At 47.8% G+C, this 16,978-nt stretch carries 19 protein-coding genes; 2 read left to right on the top strand and 17 right to left on the bottom strand.

Annotated features, from left to right (window positions below; all coding sequences use genetic code 11):
• Positions 1-102 precede the first annotated feature (102 nt).
• The 15 genes from recN to hisS form a co-directional block, all read right to left on the bottom strand.
• Positions 103-1,764: a DNA repair protein RecN gene (recN, locus tag ACTHR2_RS01005; RefSeq protein ID WP_263341309.1), complete on the bottom strand. Its 1,662-nt coding sequence runs from the start codon at positions 1,762-1,764 to the stop codon at positions 103-105.
• A gap of 199 nt (positions 1,765-1,963) precedes the next feature.
• The gene (locus ACTHR2_RS01000; RefSeq protein ID WP_263341308.1) at positions 1,964-3,979 is read right to left on the bottom strand and encodes a BCCT family transporter; all 2,016 of its coding nucleotides are present in this window, start codon (positions 3,977-3,979) and stop codon (positions 1,964-1,966) included.
• A gap of 251 nt (positions 3,980-4,230) precedes the next feature.
• Positions 4,231-4,830, bottom strand: coding sequence for an SMC-Scp complex subunit ScpB (scpB, locus tag ACTHR2_RS00995; protein ID WP_263341306.1), 600 nt, complete (start codon positions 4,828-4,830; stop codon positions 4,231-4,233).
• A 69-nt stretch (positions 4,831-4,899) separates the two neighbouring features.
• Positions 4,900-5,133, bottom strand: coding sequence for a glutaredoxin family protein (locus ACTHR2_RS00990; protein ID WP_263341304.1), 234 nt, complete (start codon positions 5,131-5,133; stop codon positions 4,900-4,902).
• 131 nt (positions 5,134-5,264) lie between these two features.
• Complete coding sequence (locus tag ACTHR2_RS00985; RefSeq protein ID WP_003681978.1) at positions 5,265-5,465, bottom strand: (2Fe-2S)-binding protein; 201 nt, start codon at positions 5,463-5,465, stop codon at positions 5,265-5,267.
• 227 nt (positions 5,466-5,692) lie between these two features.
• Positions 5,693-6,571 carry a site-specific tyrosine recombinase XerD gene (gene xerD / locus ACTHR2_RS00980; RefSeq protein WP_440375246.1) on the bottom strand — a complete coding sequence of 293 codons (879 nt, stop codon included), beginning with the start codon at positions 6,569-6,571 and terminating at the stop codon, positions 5,693-5,695.
• A gap of 75 nt (positions 6,572-6,646) precedes the next feature.
• A complete protein-coding gene (locus tag ACTHR2_RS00975) occupies positions 6,647-7,090 on the bottom strand; it encodes a peroxiredoxin (RefSeq protein ID WP_003683206.1) in 444 nt (147 codons plus the stop codon).
• Between the two features lie 36 nt (positions 7,091-7,126).
• Complete coding sequence (locus tag ACTHR2_RS00970) at positions 7,127-7,762, bottom strand: deoxynucleoside kinase (RefSeq protein WP_263341299.1); 636 nt, start codon at positions 7,760-7,762, stop codon at positions 7,127-7,129.
• 97 nt (positions 7,763-7,859) lie between these two features.
• Entirely contained in the window at positions 7,860-8,348 is a 489-nt protein-coding gene (gene folK, locus ACTHR2_RS00965; RefSeq protein WP_263341297.1) for a 2-amino-4-hydroxy-6-hydroxymethyldihydropteridine diphosphokinase, read from the bottom strand.
• Between the two features lie 15 nt (positions 8,349-8,363).
• Complete coding sequence (locus tag ACTHR2_RS00960) at positions 8,364-8,738, bottom strand: SirB2 family protein (RefSeq protein WP_003681989.1); 375 nt, start codon at positions 8,736-8,738, stop codon at positions 8,364-8,366.
• A gap of 55 nt (positions 8,739-8,793) precedes the next feature.
• Positions 8,794-9,363 carry a tRNA (mnm(5)s(2)U34)-methyltransferase gene (locus tag ACTHR2_RS00955; protein ID WP_440375245.1) on the bottom strand — a complete coding sequence of 190 codons (570 nt, stop codon included), beginning with the start codon at positions 9,361-9,363 and terminating at the stop codon, positions 8,794-8,796.
• Between the two features lie 78 nt (positions 9,364-9,441).
• On the bottom strand, positions 9,442-9,738 hold the full coding sequence (gene hfq / locus ACTHR2_RS00950; RefSeq protein WP_036493792.1) for an RNA chaperone Hfq: 297 nt from the start codon (positions 9,736-9,738) through the stop codon (positions 9,442-9,444).
• Positions 9,739-10,036: 298 nt separating this feature from the next.
• Positions 10,037-11,494 (bottom strand): ribosome biogenesis GTPase Der, encoded by a 1,458-nt coding sequence (gene der, locus ACTHR2_RS00945; RefSeq protein ID WP_049331367.1) that lies wholly within the window; start codon positions 11,492-11,494, stop codon positions 10,037-10,039.
• 141 nt (positions 11,495-11,635) lie between these two features.
• A complete protein-coding gene (locus ACTHR2_RS00940; protein WP_440375244.1) occupies positions 11,636-12,265 on the bottom strand; it encodes a YfgM family protein in 630 nt (209 codons plus the stop codon).
• A complete protein-coding gene (gene hisS, locus ACTHR2_RS00935; RefSeq protein ID WP_263341287.1) occupies positions 12,266-13,561 on the bottom strand; it encodes a histidine--tRNA ligase in 1,296 nt (431 codons plus the stop codon).
• Positions 13,562-13,818: 257 nt separating this feature from the next.
• Between hisS and ACTHR2_RS00930 the strand changes: the two genes are divergently transcribed.
• Positions 13,819-14,325, top strand: coding sequence for a hypothetical protein (locus tag ACTHR2_RS00930; RefSeq protein WP_440375243.1), 507 nt, complete (start codon positions 13,819-13,821; stop codon positions 14,323-14,325).
• 55 nt (positions 14,326-14,380) lie between these two features.
• Here the strand turns inward: ACTHR2_RS00930 and ACTHR2_RS00925 are convergent, their stop codons facing one another.
• A complete protein-coding gene (locus ACTHR2_RS00925; protein ID WP_263341180.1) occupies positions 14,381-14,683 on the bottom strand; it encodes a hypothetical protein in 303 nt (100 codons plus the stop codon).
• A gap of 209 nt (positions 14,684-14,892) precedes the next feature.
• Here ACTHR2_RS00925 and ACTHR2_RS00920 point away from each other — a divergent pair, with 209 nt between their 5' ends.
• Positions 14,893-15,816: an RluA family pseudouridine synthase gene (locus ACTHR2_RS00920; protein WP_440375242.1), complete on the top strand. Its 924-nt coding sequence runs from the start codon at positions 14,893-14,895 to the stop codon at positions 15,814-15,816.
• Between the two features lie 68 nt (positions 15,817-15,884).
• Here the strand turns inward: ACTHR2_RS00920 and adhP are convergent, their stop codons facing one another.
• A complete protein-coding gene (adhP, locus tag ACTHR2_RS00915) occupies positions 15,885-16,928 on the bottom strand; it encodes an alcohol dehydrogenase AdhP (protein WP_263341176.1) in 1,044 nt (347 codons plus the stop codon).
• Positions 16,929-16,978 lie beyond the last annotated feature (50 nt).

Genomic DNA, 16,978 nt, shown 5'->3' with positions numbered 1-16,978 from the left:
TAAACAGACGATATAATCATACCTCGTATTCTGCCTGCCTGAAAAGGTGTCAAAATATAGAAAAGGCCGTCTGAATCCTATTTTCAGACGGCCTTGAAGCTTTTAGGCGGCTGCCAAATGCAAGAGTTCGGCGGCATGGCTGCGTGTGGTATCGGTAATGATTTCGCCGCCCAACATACGCGCGATTTCCTCAATGCGCTGATGATGATCCAATACGCTGATTTCGCTGACGGTTTGTTCGCCTTCGCTATGTTTGCGCACTTGCCAATGGTTTTCACCGCAAGAGGCGACTTGGGGAAGATGGGTTACCGCCAAGACTTGATGTTTTTTACCCAAGGCACGCAAAGCTTTACCGACCATTTCGGCGACGCCGCCACCGATACCGGTATCCACTTCATCAAAAATCAATGTCGGCACTTGCGTGTATTGGCTGGCAACCACTTGCAAAGCCAAGCTGATACGCGCCAATTCGCCGCCGGAAGCCACTTTGTTCAAAGGACGGGACGGATTGCCTTTATTCGCCGCTACTTGGAATTGCACCTGCTCCAGACCATGCGCGGTCGGCGAAGACGGCAACAAGACGATGTCAAAACGTGCGCCCTTCATGGCCAAATGCTGCATATGCTCGGTAGTCTCTTCGCCCAAACGGCCGGCAGCCTGATGGCGCATAGCGGAGAGAACGTGAGCGGCTTCGTGGCATTCGGCAAGATTGCGCGCAACCGTATTTTCCAAGGCTTCCAAATCGGCAGCCGCTTGCAGGTTTTGCAGGCGCTCGTCAATTTCCGCCAACTTTTGCGGCAACTCTTCCGGCTCAATGCGGTATTTGCGCGCCATGCTCATCAATTCGCCCATACGGCTTTCTTGTGCGGCCAATTCATTCGGATCGATATCGCTGCGGCCGGCCACATCGCGCATATTGGCACTGATTTCCCCCAACTCGGCTTCAATACTTGCCAACATATTCAGGCTTTCGGCAAAGCGCGGTTCAATGTTTTGCAGATTGCCCAGCAATTTTTGGCATTGGTAGATTTGACGTTGGATGCCGTTGTCGCCGTCTATGCTTTCGCCCACCTGCTCGGCGGTTTGCAGCAACTCGGCCGAATGCGCCAGGCTGTCGTGGCTTTGGCTTAAGGTTTCCCATTCGTTGGGTTTGAGCTCCAATTGGTTCAACTCATTAAACTGCCATTCCAAACGCTCGCGCTCGATGGCCATGGTTTCTGCCTGCTCTTGCGCTTCTTGCAGTGCCTTTTTCGCATTGACCCAATTTTGATAAAGCTGTTTGACCGTTTCCGCCTGCTCTTTGCTGCCGGCAAATGCGTCCAACAACTCGCGTTGCGCAGATTCTTGATTCAACGAGTGATGGGCATTTTGGCCGTGAATATCGATTAACTGCTCGCCGATGGCTTTCAGTTGCGCCAATGTTGCTGCCTGATTATTGATATAACTGCGGCTTTTGCCCTTGGCATCGATAATACGGCGGATGCTGAGCTCTTCGGCATCTTCTTCCAAAAGGCCTTGCTCCTGCAGCTGCGTTTTCAGTTCAGGCAAACTACTGATATCGAACAAAGCCGACAACTGCGCTTCTTTGGCGCCGCTGCGCACTTGGCTGTAATCGGCTTTATCGCCCAACAACAGGCCAATCGCATCCAGAGTAATCGATTTGCCTGCGCCGGTCTCGCCCGTCAATACGGTAAAGCCGTTTTGAAAATCAAGATTCAGGTTTTCAACAATGACAAAATCACGCAAAGAAAGTGCCAACAGCATTGCAATATTCCTTAGTAAATCACCCGCACCTATGCGGAATAGCTTTAGATAAACTGATTATAACTAAGATTTTTTATAGTTTGAATCAGATTTTTCTTATAATTTATCTAAGATATTTATTTTAAACAAATTATTTTTTAAGCAGGCAATAAAAAGGCCGTCTGAATATTGCTACATGTTCAGACGGCCTAAATTTATTTTACTCTGCCAGTTCTACTTGTTCATGCCCCATTAATTCCTGCCCCACTCCGGCAAGCAGGTTCAGATAACGCTCATACTGCTTGAGCATATCGGCAATCAATTCTTTTTGCGTCATATATTGCACATCGTATCCATCGCGCCCATCCGAGAAATATGTCAACGGTATGAATGTTGCCTCATATTTGAAATGAGGCAGGCTGTCTTCGCGAATCAACTGGTCGGTAATTTCCCGCTTTACAGATTTAATCCCATAGACAAAATCCCTTACCGTCCCTTTATGCACCACCAGCTCCACCGACGGCTCATCCTGTTGCAACAGGCAACGGATTTCTACGTCCATATTGTATTTTTCGGTCAATTCGTTTTTCAATTCCTGCATTGCCGGAAGTGCCGTATTTTTCATAAATTTGATGATATCGACTTCCTGCGTCTGATTCATCATTTGGCCAAGGCGTTCCCTCCAATGATCGCCCGACCAGAAAATACTGCTCGGATTGACGGCGGTTGCAAAATAGTTGGCATCGTTGTTCAGGGCTTTCCACAAAGAAACCATCATAAAAATCATCAACACCGCAAACGGCAGAGACGCAATCAGGGTCATGGTTTGCAAGATAGGCAAACCCCCGGCACCCAGCAACACAATAGCCACAGCCGAAATCAACACACCCCACATAACCGATTGCCACTTAGGCGAAGCCAGCCCTTTATCGCGCGAAGCAATATTGTTCAGCACATAAATGCCCGAGTCGGCAGAAGTGATAAAAAACAGCGCAATCACCAGCAATGCCACCAAGCTGCTGACAACCGGCCACGGCAAATAATTCAAAAAGGCAAACAACAATTTTTCAGGCTCGTTGGTCAAGGCAGACAAGGCGCCGTTTGCTACATGCGTATCCAGCCACAAGGCTGAATTGCCAAATACGGTAAACCACAAAATACTCATCAGGCTAGGCACTGCCAATACGCCAAAAATAAATTCGCGGATGGTTCTGCCTCGCGAAATTCGGGCAATGAACAAACCGACAAAAGGCGACCACGAACACCACCAAGCCCAATACAACACCGTCCAGCCGGTAAACCATTTTGTATGCTCAGGCTCGTAGGTATATGACTTAAAGCTGAACGAAACGAAGTTACTCAAATAAGTGCCCAAATTGTCGCTGAATGCGAAAATCAAATACGTCGTCGGCATACTCAACAAGACAAACAACAGCAATGACAGTGCCAATACCAAGTTGGTTTCACTCAAAATTTTGACGCCTTTGCCCACGCCCGAAGTTGCGGAAAATATGGCAATCGCCATCACAACAACGATAATGCCGACCTGCAAAACATAGCTGTTGTCCTGCACCCAGCCCATCTTCAACAAACCTGAACCCATTTGTGCCGCGCCAAATCCCAAGGTTGTGATAATACCGAACAAAGTCGCAATCAAAGCCATCACATCGATGGCATTGCCCATTTTGCCGTTGATTTTGTCTTTTAAAATCGGATAAAAGCAGGAGCGCAACGCCAGCGGCAATTTATAGCGGAAACCGAAATACGCCAAGGCAAGCGCAATGATTCCGTAGATTGCCCAGGCATGAATCCCCCAGTGGAACACCGTATGCAGAATCGCCTCTTGCGCATTGCCTTTGGCAATCGGGGAAGAGAAATGTGATAACGGCTCAGCCACACCGAAAAACATCAAGCCCACGCCCATGCCGGCCGCAAACAGCATGGCCAGCCATGATAAAAACGAAAACTCAGGTTCATCCTCGTTTGTACCCAGCCTGATACTGCCGAAGCTGCTGATGGGAAGCGCCAATAAGAAAATAAGGAATACAGAGAAAGTCAGAATGTAAAACCAACTGACATTTTGAAAAATAAACTGCTTCATGGCATTTAACAAAGCCTCAGTATTTTGAGGCCAAACCAAAGCAGCTGACAAAAGCAAAAGGACGAAGAAAAGCGTAATACCGACCACGCTTGGGTTGAAAGAAGATTTGTTTTGAATAAATTGTTTGAATTTCATATCGGTTCCGTAGTTGATACAGCGCATATTTGAAGAACAAACGGGCTGCCGATTGATAAAGAAAGAAACGTTTCCGTATGCCTTCTCAAACTATTACAGAATGAGAGATATTTATTCTAATATTTTTTTAAATTATATCACAAAATCAATAAGTTATAAAACTAAACGAAAATTTTATTTAAAATCATAATGTTACACAACAATAAAAGCCGTCTGAAACACGATTGTTTCAGACGGCTTTTACATTTAAATCAATTAATCAGTCTGCTTCCTGATTCTACTGCTTCTTCATCGCCTGTCGGCGGCGTTTCCATCAAATCGGGCAACACCAGCTCGCCCAATTCAGTCAGCGGCGGCAATTCTTCCAAACTTTCCAAACACAAATCGCTTAAGAATGTTGCCGTCGTCGCCCACAAAGCCGGACGGCCGACAGAATCACGGTGGCCGATGACTTCAATCCAGCCCCTATCCTGCAAGGTTTGCATCACATTTTGCGACACCGCCACGCCTCGTATGCCTTCGATATCGCCACGCGTTACCGGTTGCTGATAGGCAATAATCGCCAGCGTTTCCATCACGGCACGGGAATAACGCGGAGCGCGCTGCTCTTGCAGGCTGCCCAGTCGTTCAAAGGCGGCTTGGGCAATTTGGAAGCGCCAGCCCTCATGGGTATGCACCAGTTGCAAAGCCCTGCCCTGCCAGCGAGCTTTTAGTTGCGCCAACACGTCAATCAGCTTGTCTTGCGACAACGGCGGCACGCACAATTCGCGCATGGCTTTTTCGTTTAAGGGTTCGACTTGCGTCAACAGCGCCGCTTCAATCAGCGCATCGGGAGAAAGTTTTTCAGTCATAATAAAATCAATGTTCAGACGGCATAAACAGCCAAAGGCCGTCTGAAAGATAATATGGTCAACGGTTTGTTACGAGCTCAAATGCGCTTTCAGTTTTTCTTCGTCCAAAAACCAATGGCAGATTTCGGTATCGCCATCCAGCAAAACAGGCACCAGCTCATTGTACTTTTCTTCTAAAACCGGATCGGCATCGATATCAACAATATCCAGTTCAAATCCAAACTGCTCCTGATAAGGCTTTAATTGTTCGCGCATTTTGTGGCACAGGCTGCAATATTCCCGAAACATCAAGGTCAGTTTCATGGCGGTTACTCTCGGAGGGACAAAAGCGGCCATTGTATAGCAAAATGCCGCCAAACCATACAGGCATGACAAAGGCCGTCTGAACAGGCGCGAAACGACACCTTCAGACGGCCTTTGTGTGTATTCTGAAATTAAGATTGAACGTTGATACCGGCAGTCACGGTATTTTGGGCACTGCTTGCAGTCAAAAACGACGCTGCCAATTCGCCGCAGCAACCGCAACAAGTCGCCACGCCCAATTGAGCCTGCAAATCGCTCATGGTGGTTGCACCGGCGGCGATGGTCTCTTTGATGTCGTGGTCAGTAATGGCGTTGCAGATGCAGACAAACATGATGTGCTCCAATAATTTTGTTACCCTCTGTAATTGAGAGTAGGATTTATTCTTGAACGTAAATATAAATAAAAACGGTTTGCATTGCAATATTGGCACTGTCCTTTTGTTTTGAAATTTTTCTATGTAAATTTGTATTTTGATTGTTATTTTATAAATAATAAACTTTATAACCGTTCAGACGGCCTCGATAACAAAAGGCGGTATCTTCGAGATGCCGCCTTTATTTATGAGCGGGAATGGTGTTCATCAACCATGTTTTTCAAACGGATATTGGCAACATGGGTATAAATCTGCGTGGTATTGATGTCGGAATGTCCCAACATCATCTGGACCGAACGCAAATCGACGCCGTGATTGACCAAATGCGTGGCAAAAGCATGGCGCAAACCGTGCGGGCTGAGCGAAGCAATACCGGCCGCTTCGGCATATTCTTTGACTATCATCCATGCAAGCTGACGGCTGATGCCGCTGCGTTTCTGGCTGACAAACACTTCGTCGCAAATTTTGTTTTTCAGCAACAACGGGCGCGATTCGTTGCAATAGCGTTCCACCCAATACGCTGCCTCCTGCCCCAGCGGAACCAGACGCACTTTGTCGCCCTTGCCTATGGTACGGATACTGCCGCGATGTAAATCGATATCGCTGAGCGTCAATTTGACGGCTTCGGTCACGCGCAAACCTGTTGCATACATTACTTCAAGCAAGGCTTTGTCGCGCAGCCCGTGCAGCGTTTCCACATCCGGCGCAGCCAGCAGCGCGTCGATTTGAGCTTCGGTAATCAGCGTGGGCAGTTTACGTTCAGATTTCGGCGCCTTGAGAAAACGGGTGGGATTGTCTGCTCTTTGGCCTGTTTCTTCCAACCAGCCGTACATGCGCTTACAAGCCGACAATGCCCGCGCTTGGGACGTGTTTTTTTCTCCCCCCGCATACACAGCATCAGACAGGGCAAATTCATCGGCACTCAACCAATCCTGCCCGCCCTCGGCCAAACGCGCCGCGACCTTGACTAAATCACGGCGGTAACTTTGCAACGTATTGTGGCTGAGCCTGTCTTGCAGCCAAAGGGATTCAAGCAGCTTGTCTATTAAATCGTCCATATTCATCAAACTGTATTGAAAGGCCGTCTGAACGGCATAACTTTACATCCGTTCAGACGGCCTTAGGTTTTCAAAGCCCTATTAAGAGGCTTGAGAAATTGTATCCAAAACTTCCTGCGCGTGTCCGGCCACTTTGACTTTGCGCCACTCATGGGCGATTTCGCCGTTTTCGTCCAGCACAAACGTGCTGCGCTCGATGCCGAGTGATTCTTTGCCGTAAAGCTTTTTCAGCTTGATCACGTCAAACAGTTTGCAAACAGTTTCTTCTTTGTCGCTCAACAATTCAAACTGGAAGCCTTGTTTGGCGCAGAAATTCTGATGCGATTTAACGCCGTCACGCGAAATGCCGACAACGGTATAGCCCAATGCTTTGAATTGCTCCAATCGGGCATTGAAATCCAAGCCTTCGGTGGTACAGCCGGGCGTGCTGTCTTTAGGATAAAAATAGACAACCAACGGCAAATGTTCGGCGGAGTTAAAATCGCTGCCGGAAGAAGATGGGAGTGTGAATTGATATTTTGACATATTATTCCTTTCAGACGGCCTAAACCTAGCCTGTATTTATTTTTCGCTTAAATTCAAATAACTGCGCGTACCTTGAAAATCTTCCAGTGCGCGCAACAAAAGCTGGAAGTGGTCGTCATTGCCGGCCAAATCCAACTCATCGGCATTGACGGTCAGCAAAGGCGCGCTTTGATACAAATGGAAGAAATGGCTGTATTCGTCATGCACCCGTCCCAAATAGCCTTCGGGAAACAAGCTGATGATGCCTTCGTGACGTTTTTGCAGGCGTTTGCGGTTGTTTTCGACGGCGGTTTGCAGATAAATCACCACATCGGGCTCTGCGTATTGCGGCAAAATGCGTTGCTTCATATCGGCAAAAAGCTGCTGCTCGTCATCATTCAAAACGATGGGCATAAAAATACGGTCTTTTTCCAATAAAAAGTCAGCCACAACCATTCCGCCTTGCGCGCATTGGTCTTCAATAATATTCACGCTTTCAGCGCGGCGCATCAGGAAGAAAAGTTCGGCAGCCAAGCCATTATTGGAAACATTGCTGTAAAACTTCATGAGAAACGGATTGTGATCCGGATTCTCCGACAACAGCAACGCACTGAAATGCTCTGCCAAGCGGCGGCTCAAAGCAGTCTTGCCGCTACCGATGGCGCCTTCGACAACAATATAACGAGGATTCATAGTAACTCTTTGTAATGTGTTTCCCAACAATATTTTATAGCAAAAAAGGCGTGTCCAACACGCCCTTTCTTGTTTTAGTCCGTTTTTCAGACGGCCCTTATTCTTTCAACAGGCAAATACCCTGCCCGCCCAAAGCCTGAGCCAAATCAGCCGCACGGCCATGCTCACCCAACTCGAAATCTGGAAGGATTTCGGCCAAAGGCAACATAACGAAACTGCGCTCATGCGCGCGCGGATGCGGCAAAGTCAGATGCGGGTCATCACTGCAGATACCGTCAAAATCGATAATGTCCAAATCCAAAGTACGCGGCGCATTACGGAAGGTACGTTCACGCCCAAATTCGGCCTCGATGCGGTTTAACTCTGCCAACAGCGCTACGCCGTCCAATGAAGTTTTCACGGTACAAACGGCATTCACAAAATCAGGCTGATCGTCATAGCCGACCGGCGCAGTCAGATACAGGGAAGAAGTCTTTTCAAGCCGGATATGAGGATGCGCGGCCAATTCGGCCAAAGCTGCGCGAACCTGTTCAGCAGGATTGGCGAGATTGCTGCCCAAAGCGATAACGGCAAAATGCGGATACATTTCAGACGGCCTCTTTTAAAACGGCAGCGTTTTAGTTTTGGCAAGGAAAACAATCGTGGCAACACACGACATGGCCAAAACGTAGACGATATAGAACTTCGGCGAACGCGGACGCGAACGCATCATAATCATGCCCAACACAATATAAACCAGCAACAGCAGGATTTTCATGCCGAGCCATGGCGCATTAAACGGCGAAAAATGAGTAATCTTCATCAGCCACAAGCCGGTAAACAGCAACATGGTGTCGTTCAAATGCGGCATGGCTTTCCAAATGCCAGCCAATGGCTTCTCAGGATGACGCCAGAGCAGGAAAAAACGGATGTTGAACAACAGGATGGTGATGGCAACGAAAATCTGATGGCTGTATTTTACAAACAGATATTGCATGGCAGTTTCTTATGTTGAGGGTTGAAAAACAAAGCAGCTATTTTACCGCAAACATCTATTTCTGACGCAACTTTTCAATCGCCAGCAGATAAGGAGGCTCATTGCGGCGGTTGACAAAGCCATAGCGTAACACGGCAAATGCTTCCTGCGGCAAAGTTTCCGCCCATTGCACAATCGCCTCAGCCTCTATTCGGCCAGCTTCATGCCCCTGATACAATACCGCCACGGCAAGACCGCCTTCTTTCAGCAAACCCAAAGTATCCGTCAGCGCACGGATGCTGCTTGCCGCTTCAGTCGTACAGCTTTTATCGCCACCCGGCAGCCAACCGAAATTAAATACTGCGGCATCTAAAGGCTCGTCGATATAAGATAAAAGGTTTTCATGGCCGTCATGTATCAGGGCTACCCGGCCATCTACGCCGTTTTCTTTCAGACGGCCTTGAGTCTGCATTAATGCTTTGGGTTGCACATCAAATGCCCACACCCTACCCGTCTCGCCAACCGACTGCGCCAACAGCAAAGTATCATGCCCGTTTCCGGCCGTCGCATCCAAAGCGCGGCCGCCTGATTTTAAGGCTTGTCGTAACAGGGAATGTGCAAAAGGAAGAATGTTTTCAAGCAGCATGATAAAGGTCGTCTGAAAATAAAAATACCCTACCGCAAAAGCGGTAAGGTATTGAAAAACAGGAATGCGTTACATCATTTATTCGGCAGGTTGTTGCACAGTCTCAACTTGAACCGGAGCAGCTGCGGCAGCGGCTTGAGGTTGTTTGTTTTCGTGTTGCAGGCTGACTGCGCGTGCAGGAACGATTGTTGAGATAGCGTGTTTGTAAACCATTTGAGTGACGGAAGTATTACGCAGCAGAACAACGTACTGGTCGAATGATTCCACTTGGCCTTGCAGCTTGATACCGTTTACCAAGTAGATCGAAACCGGAACGTGCTCTTTACGCAACGCATTCAAAAAAGGATCTTGTAACATTTGTCCTTTAGCTGTCATATTCTTGAGCTCCATTATTATGATTGTAAAGACGCCAAAATCGGCGTTTGATGGGATTGTAGCCCCGAATAAGATAAATTACCAACTATTTTTTTCTATCACACCGTTTAGGAATCCAGCAATAAGGGAACTTCCCGTCAAACCGACTGTTTCATTTCCATATTCACAACAACCCTAAACCCAAATTGGATGTTTTTTTTAAATTCGGCAAACCCTGTCGAAAATATGCCATGAAGTTCTAATAAGCTGTTTTTTATGATAAAAAGGCCGTCTGAAATTGTTCAGACGGCCTTTGTGTTTATTTACTGAATTGTTTTTTCACGCTGACTTTGGTTTTCTTCTTGAAGCGGTTTTTCTCTTCCTTGCGGCCTTCGCGTTTCTCAATACGGTTGCTCAGGCTGACACGGCGCAGCGGTTTTTTCTTCGGTTTGTCTTCCGCATTTTCATACGGGTTTTCCGAAACATTGTATTGAATTCTGAGCGGCGTACCTTGCAGATTGAAGGCTTTGCGGAACGTTTGGGTCAGATAACGTGTGTAGCTGTCAGAAATGGCGTGCAGCGAATTGCCGTGTACCACAATCACCGGCGGATTCATGCCACCTTGGTGGGCATAACGCATTTTCGGACGCACCAAGCCAGCACGTGGCGGTTGCTGACGCTCGATCGCGCTTTGCAAAACACGGGTAATTTTCGGCGTCGGCATCTTAATCATCGCCGCGTTGTAGGCAGCCTGAATGCTTTCAAACAAACCGTCTATACCGCGCTCTTTCAATGCAGAAATAAAGTGGAACTTAGCAAAATCAAGGAAATACAGTTTGCGGTTGATATCGCGTTTCACTTGCTCGCGGCGCTCTTCGCTGATGCCGTCCCATTTATTGACCGCCACCACCAAGGCACGTCCTGCTTCCAAAGCAAAACCTGCAATCGTCGCATCTTGGTCGGCGATATCTTGTTGCGCGTCCAATACCAAAACAGCAACGTTTGCCGCCTCAACCGCCTGCATGGCTTTGATAACGGAGAATTTTTCTACTGCTTCATCCACTTTACCACGACGGCGCACACCTGCGGTATCGATGATGGTAAACGGTTTGCCTTCACGTTCAAAATCAATATGGATACTATCACGCGTCGTGCCTGCCATATCGAAGGCAATCACGCGCTCTTCGCCGAGAATGGCGTTTACCAAGGTCGATTTACCGACATTTGGACGGCCGATCACAGCAAAAACAGGATGTTTCGCTTCTTCCTCTTCCTTTTCAGGCTCAGGGAAGGTTTCCAAAATATCTTCAATCAGATAATACACACCATCGCCATGCGCACCTGAAATCACATAAGGGTCGCCCAGGGCAAGTTCGTAGAACTCGGCGGCAAGTACGGCCCTATTGCCGCCTTCGCCTTTATTCACGGCCAAATAAACAGGACGCGGACTTTGGCGCAAACGGTCGGCAATGATTTTGTCTTGCGGCGTCAAACCGGTGCGGCCGTCCACCAAAAACACAACCGCATCGGCTTCATCGACAGCCTGCAAGGTCTGTTTCGCCATTTCGTGCAAAATGCCACTGTCCACAACCGGCTCAAAACCGCCGGTATCGATGACCAAATAAGGTTTGCTGCCGACTTTGCCATGACCGTAATGTCGGTCACGCGTCAGACCTGGCAAGTCATGCACGAGCGCGTCTTTGGTACGCGTCAAACGGTTGAATAAAGTAGATTTGCCGACATTGGGGCGGCCGACAAGCGCGATGGTTGGTTTCATGATTGAGTCTTTCTGTGTCAAGTGCCGCCTAAAAACGGGAGCGGAACACAAGCAGGTGTTTTAAAAACACGGTTGATAAGGATAAGTGTAGGCCGTCTGAAAAGTCATTGCAACTTCAGACGGCCTTGATTTCAAACAAACTTATTTCAAGCTGTCGATTTTCATTTGCAGCAATTCGCGGCCTACTGCGGTTTGCGGCATTTTGCTCAAAGCAGCTTCGTAACTTTGTACGGCTTCTTTGGTTTTATTTTGGGCAACGTAAACATCACCTTTGGTTTCCAGCATCAAAGGCTCGAAATCAGCCTCAATCTGAGTATTCAGGGCATTGATGGCGGCATCGTATTTTTTCTGCTGCAACAGGACAACGCCCAAACGCTGCGCCGCCAAAGCTTGAACCAGCGGTGCGTTTTGGTTTTTCAGCACCCAATTCAAATGACCTTCCGCCACATCATAACGGCCGGCATCAAACTCGGTTGCCGCTACCATCAAAGTAGCTTGGGCTGTCGAAATGGAATCAGGATAGTTTTTTTGCAATTCGGCCAAATCGGCGTTGATAGCTTTTTGGTCGGTTTTTTGCTGCGCCTTTTCCACCATTTGCGCCAATACGGCGGCGGCTTCCTGATCTTTTGAAGTTTTTTGGCCTTGGTAAATGGTGTAACCCAAATACCCCAAAGCCGCCACGATCAGCAAGGCAAAGATCCAACGGCCGGTTTTTTTCCAAAAATATTTAAAGTTGTCTAACTCTTGTTGTTCTTCCAAATGGGCTGCCATTTATGCGTTCTTCCATTGTTGTAAAGTGTCTGTCAAATCAGCGGCGGCAACGGTTTGTTGTTCGTGTTCGCCCTGCATATCTTTCAGGGTAACCGTACCGTTTGCCAGCTCATCCTGAGCCACAATCAGGGCAAAGCGTGCGCCACTGTTGTCTGCTTTTTTCATTTGCGCTTTCAGGCTCTGATAGCCGGAATGCTGCATCACATTGAAGCCTTGAGCGCGCAAGGCTTGCGCGTATTTCATCACCTGCAAGTCCGCACCTTCGCCTTGGTGCATTGCATAGACATCAGGCGCGGCGTTCACTTCCAGTGAGCCGTATTCGCTCACCAAAAGCAGCAGGCGCTCAATACCCATCGCAAAGCCGATAGACGGCGCAGGTTTGCCACCAAGCTCTTCAATCAAACCATCGTAACGGCCGCCACCGCACACAGTCGCCTGCGCGCCGAGTTTGTCGGTCGTCCACTCAAAAACCGTCTGATTGTAGTAATCCAAACCGCGGACCAAGCGCGGATTTTCAATATATTGAATACCCAAACCGTCCAACATCGCCTTGAAGCGTGCATAGTGGTTTTGCGAAGCCTCGCCCAAATAATCCACCAGACGCGGCGCCGCGTTGCAGATTTCCTGCAAATCAGGGTTTTTCGTATCCAAAACGCGCAAAGGATTGGTTTTCAGACGGCGTTTGCTGTCTTCGTCCAATTTATCTTCATAACGAGTCAGATATTCAACTAATGCCGCACGGTGTGCCGCGCGTTCCTCACGGTTGCCCAAGCTGTTGATTTCCAAAGTCAGGTATTCGCGAATACCCAATTTTTCCCACAAGTCGGCAGACATCGCGATGATTTCCGCATCAATATCCGGCCCTTCAAAACCCAAAGCCTCGATACCAACCTGATGGAACTGACGATAACGGCCTTTTTGCGGACGCTCGCGGCGGAACATCGGCCCCATATACCACAGCTTTTGCGGGCTGTTGTACAGAAGGTTGTGTTCGACCACAGCACGCAGACAAGAAGCCGTACCCTCAGGACGCAGACTCAAACTCAAAGAATCGTTTGAATCGGAGAAGGTGTACATTTCCTTGCCGACCACATCGGTTTCCTCGCCGATGGAGCGGACAAACAAACCAGTTTGCTCGACAATCGGCGTACGGATTTGCTGATAGCCGTAAGCGCGTGTCCAACGACCGACCGTATCTTCAAACGCCTGCCAAAACGCAGCCGTCAGTTTGAAATCTTTTTGTTCGACAGGTAAAAGGTCATTCATACCTTTTACAGATTGAATTTTTTGTGCCATTTCAATATGGGATAAGCGAAAATCAAATAGTTGGGCATTATAGCTGATTTTTAAGGGTTTGTGAGGTTGGGAACAAATCAAAAGGCCGTTTGAAAATCGGTTTTCGCATTCAAACGGCCTGTAAAGCAGATTGCAGAATCATATTCAATGATTTCAATCCTTCCCTTGCTTTTCAACTTAAATTTCTTAGAAACATATTCAATATAGATTCAATGTCGTTATACTTGGATTCTTTTCATCCCGTCCATATGCACTTCATGAAAACACTGCACTCTCTTTTTGTTATCGGCTTGTTAACCACCAGCTTATTCTCCCAAGCGACGGCTGCAAATAACGCCACAAACAATCAAACGAAAATAGATTTAGTCAAAAAGGTTTATCTGACCAAAGTGGATTTAGGCTCTGAACACAATCGTGTTACTATGCCTGAACTACAAAAAATCATCCGACAATTCAATAAATTCGACACAAATATCCGTAAGCAACCCAATATGGAGATGGGGTGTGACATGCCGATACATTACTACTTGGGTTTTGGTCAGGATCATCCTGATAACTTCCATAAAACTTTGCAAGTCAAGGTCACTTCTCCCCATACCGTCCGGGCAACATTTAAACAATTTGACGGCCATAGGGTCGGTGCAGATTTCATGTTGAAATGTACAGAAAACCGTTGTTTGATAGATGATTTTAAGATGATTGGCGATCAAACTAGTATTAAAACCGATTACAAACTCGTTTTGCGCAAACAAAAATGTGAGTGAGCCAACGAAACAAAAGGGCTGCCCAAACAAATGGAGCAGCCCTTTGATTTTGCAATCAAGGTCGTGAAGGATGCGGATTTAAGCGTACAGGCGGCAAATTAGGTTTTCCGTATTGGGAAACGGCTTGTCTGCCTGAAGCTGCTTTTCCTGACTGCATGACGTCGCTATCGTTGCGTATTGGATGTGCTGCATACTCGTCTTGATTTAATTGTGAAACTTCTTCATTTACTTCATGCTCTACCACAAGTTCATACTCATTATCGTATGCCTTATTCTTACCAAGCCGAACTTCCCCTCCCACCATAGCGGATACGGAAAACGCGGATAACATGATGATTATGCTGATTTCTTTCTGCATGATATTCTCCTTTTCTCAAATATTGCTTCTTTATCATTTCTTTAATTTATGCCACAAAAGCAAGTTCAAACAAAACCAGTTTCTTTGGTCGGTTGAAGAATCTATTTAAGCACAAAACCTGCATCACTACATATCCGTTATTAGAAGTTTATTTTCCATATAAACAAGGCCGTCTGAAAAAATCCTAAAAACCGAGTACAATCCGCCGCATGAAAAAACGTACCAATCCCCTCCCTCTTTTAGACGGTGTTAAACCCAGCTACTTGGTTTTGCCGCATGAAAAGCAGTTTTACGGCTTGCCGCTGCTGCATTTTTTATGCGCTCATTTTCCCTTTGTCGGCGAAGAAAACTGGCGGTGGCGGCTGAACAGCGGTTTTGTGGTGGGCGCGGATGGCGCGCCGTTTGATGAGAATACCTTGTTCGAACCCGGCAAGACGATGTTTTATTACCGTGAAACCAGCCGTGAGAGCGAGCCGCATATTCCGTTTGAAGAAAAGATTTTACATATTGATGAGCATTTGATTGTGGTGGACAAACCGCATTTTCTGCCCGTCATCCCCAGCGGCAGGTTTTTGCGGGAAACCCTGCTCACGCGCCTGCGTTTGCGGCCTGAATTGCAGCATTTGAATGTTGAAGACATTACGCCGATTCATCGCTTGGATAAAGATACGGCAGGCGTTATGCTGCTTTCGCTCAACCCTGCCACGCGTCGCGATTATCAGACCATGTTCCAAGAAAAAACCGTCCGAAAAACCTATGAAGCGGTGGCGCCGACGCGGACGGATTTGGACTATCCGCTGGATATTTCATCCCGAATGGAACGCGGCGAAAAATTCTTTCTCACGCGGGAAACGGAAGGAGAACCCAACGCCCACACGACCATCGAACTTATCGAAAACCGCGGCGCATTCAGCCTCTACCGCCTCACGCCGCATACAGGAAAGAAACACCAGCTCCGCGTGCATATGATGAGTTTGAACATGCCGTTGATGAACGATGCGCTTTACCCTACCCCCTTGGCGGCCGGTGATGAAGACTACGATAAACCTTTAAAACTTCTGGCCAAAAGAATAGAGTTTAACGATCCTGTCAGCGGAGAAATCCGCGTATTTGAAAGCGGCTTTACGCTGTAGTTATCCAATCCAATAAAAAAGGCCGTCTGAAATTGTTCAGACGGCCTTTTTGTCACGGAATCATTTGATTAGTGATGAATGCAGCTGCACTCTTTGTTCATATCAATCACCATACGGCCGGTAATTTTACCTTCGCGCATTTCTTGGAAGATGGCAGGCGCTTCATCCAAAGCACGCAATTCGACTTTAGGTACAACCAAACCTTCTGCGCCGAATTGGAATGCTTCTTCCAAATCTTTGCGGGTACCGACCAGAGAGCCGACCACTTCGATGCCGTCCAATACCAAACGTGGGATAGACAAGTCCATAGACTCAGGTGGCAAGCCGACTGCAACGACACGGCCGCCTGCGCGGACGCAGTTAACGCCTGAATTGAAGGCAGCAGCAGATACGGCTGTTACAACGGCTGCGTGTGCGCCGCCGGTTTTCTCTTGGATGACTTGAGCCGCATCTTCTTTGGCGGCATTGATTACCAAATCTGCGCCGCTTTCTTTAGCGAATGCCAGTTTTTCATCGTTGATGTCGATGGCGACGACATGCGCGCCAAATACTTTTTTCGCGTATTGAACCGCCAAGTTGCCCAAACCGCCTGCACCGTAAATCGCAATCCATTGGCCCGGACGAACGCCGGAAACTTTAATGGCTTTATAAGTGGTTACACCGGCACAAGTGATGCTCGAAGCTTGCGCAGGATCCAAACCATCAGGGACTTTGACCGCGTAATCGGCACTCACGATACAGTGGGTCGCCATACCGCCGTCGGCAGTATAGCCTGCGTTCAATACAGAGCGGCACAAGGTTTCGCGGCCGGTATTACAGTATTCGCAAGAACCACAGCTTTGGAACAGCCATGCGATGCTGACACGGTCGCCAACTTTCAGATTTTTCACACCGTCGGCAACTTCTTTAACCAAACCGATGCCTTCGTGTCCTAACACGCGACCCGGTTTGTCGCCGTAATCGCCTGCCGCAACGTGCAAGTCGGTGTGGCACACGCCGCAATACTCGACTTCCACTAACGCCTCGCCGTATTCCAGCGGACGCAGTTCGCGTTCAACAACTTCTACATCACCTGCTACATCTTTGTTTACTACCACAGCATGCATTTTCATGAGAGAGTCTCCTAGGGTGTTGAAAAACTGTTTAGCTATAAATGAGAATA

The sequence above is a fragment of the Neisseria sp. P0006.S004 genome, from assembly GCF_051963015.1.
Classification (GTDB): domain Bacteria; phylum Pseudomonadota; class Gammaproteobacteria; order Burkholderiales; family Neisseriaceae; genus Neisseria.
This window is presented reverse-complemented; position numbering and strand designations above follow the sequence as displayed.

What these genes read in the sequence shown, in the direction of transcription:
- hisS (WP_263341287.1), bottom strand. Translation starts at nt 13,561, where the DNA reads ATGGCACAAAAAATTCAATCTGTAAAAGGTATGAATGACCTTTTACCT.
- ACTHR2_RS00920 (WP_440375242.1), top strand. Translation starts at nt 14,893, where the DNA reads ATGAAAAAACGTACCAATCCCCTCCCTCTTTTAGACGGTGTTAAACCC.
- der (WP_049331367.1), bottom strand. Translation starts at nt 11,494, where the DNA reads ATGAAACCAACCATCGCGCTTGTCGGCCGCCCCAATGTCGGCAAATCT.
- ACTHR2_RS00930 (WP_440375243.1), top strand. Translation starts at nt 13,819, where the DNA reads ATGAAAACACTGCACTCTCTTTTTGTTATCGGCTTGTTAACCACCAGC.
- recN (WP_263341309.1), bottom strand. Translation starts at nt 1,764, where the DNA reads ATGCTGTTGGCACTTTCTTTGCGTGATTTTGTCATTGTTGAAAACCTG.
- ACTHR2_RS00975 (WP_003683206.1), bottom strand. Translation starts at nt 7,090, where the DNA reads ATGTCAAAATATCAATTCACACTCCCATCTTCTTCCGGCAGCGATTTT.
- ACTHR2_RS01000 (WP_263341308.1), bottom strand. Translation starts at nt 3,979, where the DNA reads ATGAAATTCAAACAATTTATTCAAAACAAATCTTCTTTCAACCCAAGC.
- ACTHR2_RS00925 (WP_263341180.1), bottom strand. Translation starts at nt 14,683, where the DNA reads ATGCAGAAAGAAATCAGCATAATCATCATGTTATCCGCGTTTTCCGTA.
- hfq (WP_036493792.1), bottom strand. Translation starts at nt 9,738, where the DNA reads ATGACAGCTAAAGGACAAATGTTACAAGATCCTTTTTTGAATGCGTTG.
- folK (WP_263341297.1), bottom strand. Translation starts at nt 8,348, where the DNA reads ATGTATCCGCATTTTGCCGTTATCGCTTTGGGCAGCAATCTCGCCAAT.
- xerD (WP_440375246.1), bottom strand. Translation starts at nt 6,571, where the DNA reads ATGAATATGGACGATTTAATAGACAAGCTGCTTGAATCCCTTTGGCTG.
- ACTHR2_RS00990 (WP_263341304.1), bottom strand. Translation starts at nt 5,133, where the DNA reads ATGAAACTGACCTTGATGTTTCGGGAATATTGCAGCCTGTGCCACAAA.
- ACTHR2_RS00955 (WP_440375245.1), bottom strand. Translation starts at nt 9,363, where the DNA reads ATGCTGCTTGAAAACATTCTTCCTTTTGCACATTCCCTGTTACGACAA.
- ACTHR2_RS00940 (WP_440375244.1), bottom strand. Translation starts at nt 12,265, where the DNA reads ATGGCAGCCCATTTGGAAGAACAACAAGAGTTAGACAACTTTAAATAT.
- scpB (WP_263341306.1), bottom strand. Translation starts at nt 4,830, where the DNA reads ATGACTGAAAAACTTTCTCCCGATGCGCTGATTGAAGCGGCGCTGTTG.
- ACTHR2_RS00960 (WP_003681989.1), bottom strand. Translation starts at nt 8,738, where the DNA reads ATGCAATATCTGTTTGTAAAATACAGCCATCAGATTTTCGTTGCCATC.
- ACTHR2_RS00970 (WP_263341299.1), bottom strand. Translation starts at nt 7,762, where the DNA reads ATGAATCCTCGTTATATTGTTGTCGAAGGCGCCATCGGTAGCGGCAAG.
- ACTHR2_RS00985 (WP_003681978.1), bottom strand. Translation starts at nt 5,465, where the DNA reads ATGTTTGTCTGCATCTGCAACGCCATTACTGACCACGACATCAAAGAG.
- adhP (WP_263341176.1), bottom strand. Translation starts at nt 16,928, where the DNA reads ATGAAAATGCATGCTGTGGTAGTAAACAAAGATGTAGCAGGTGATGTA.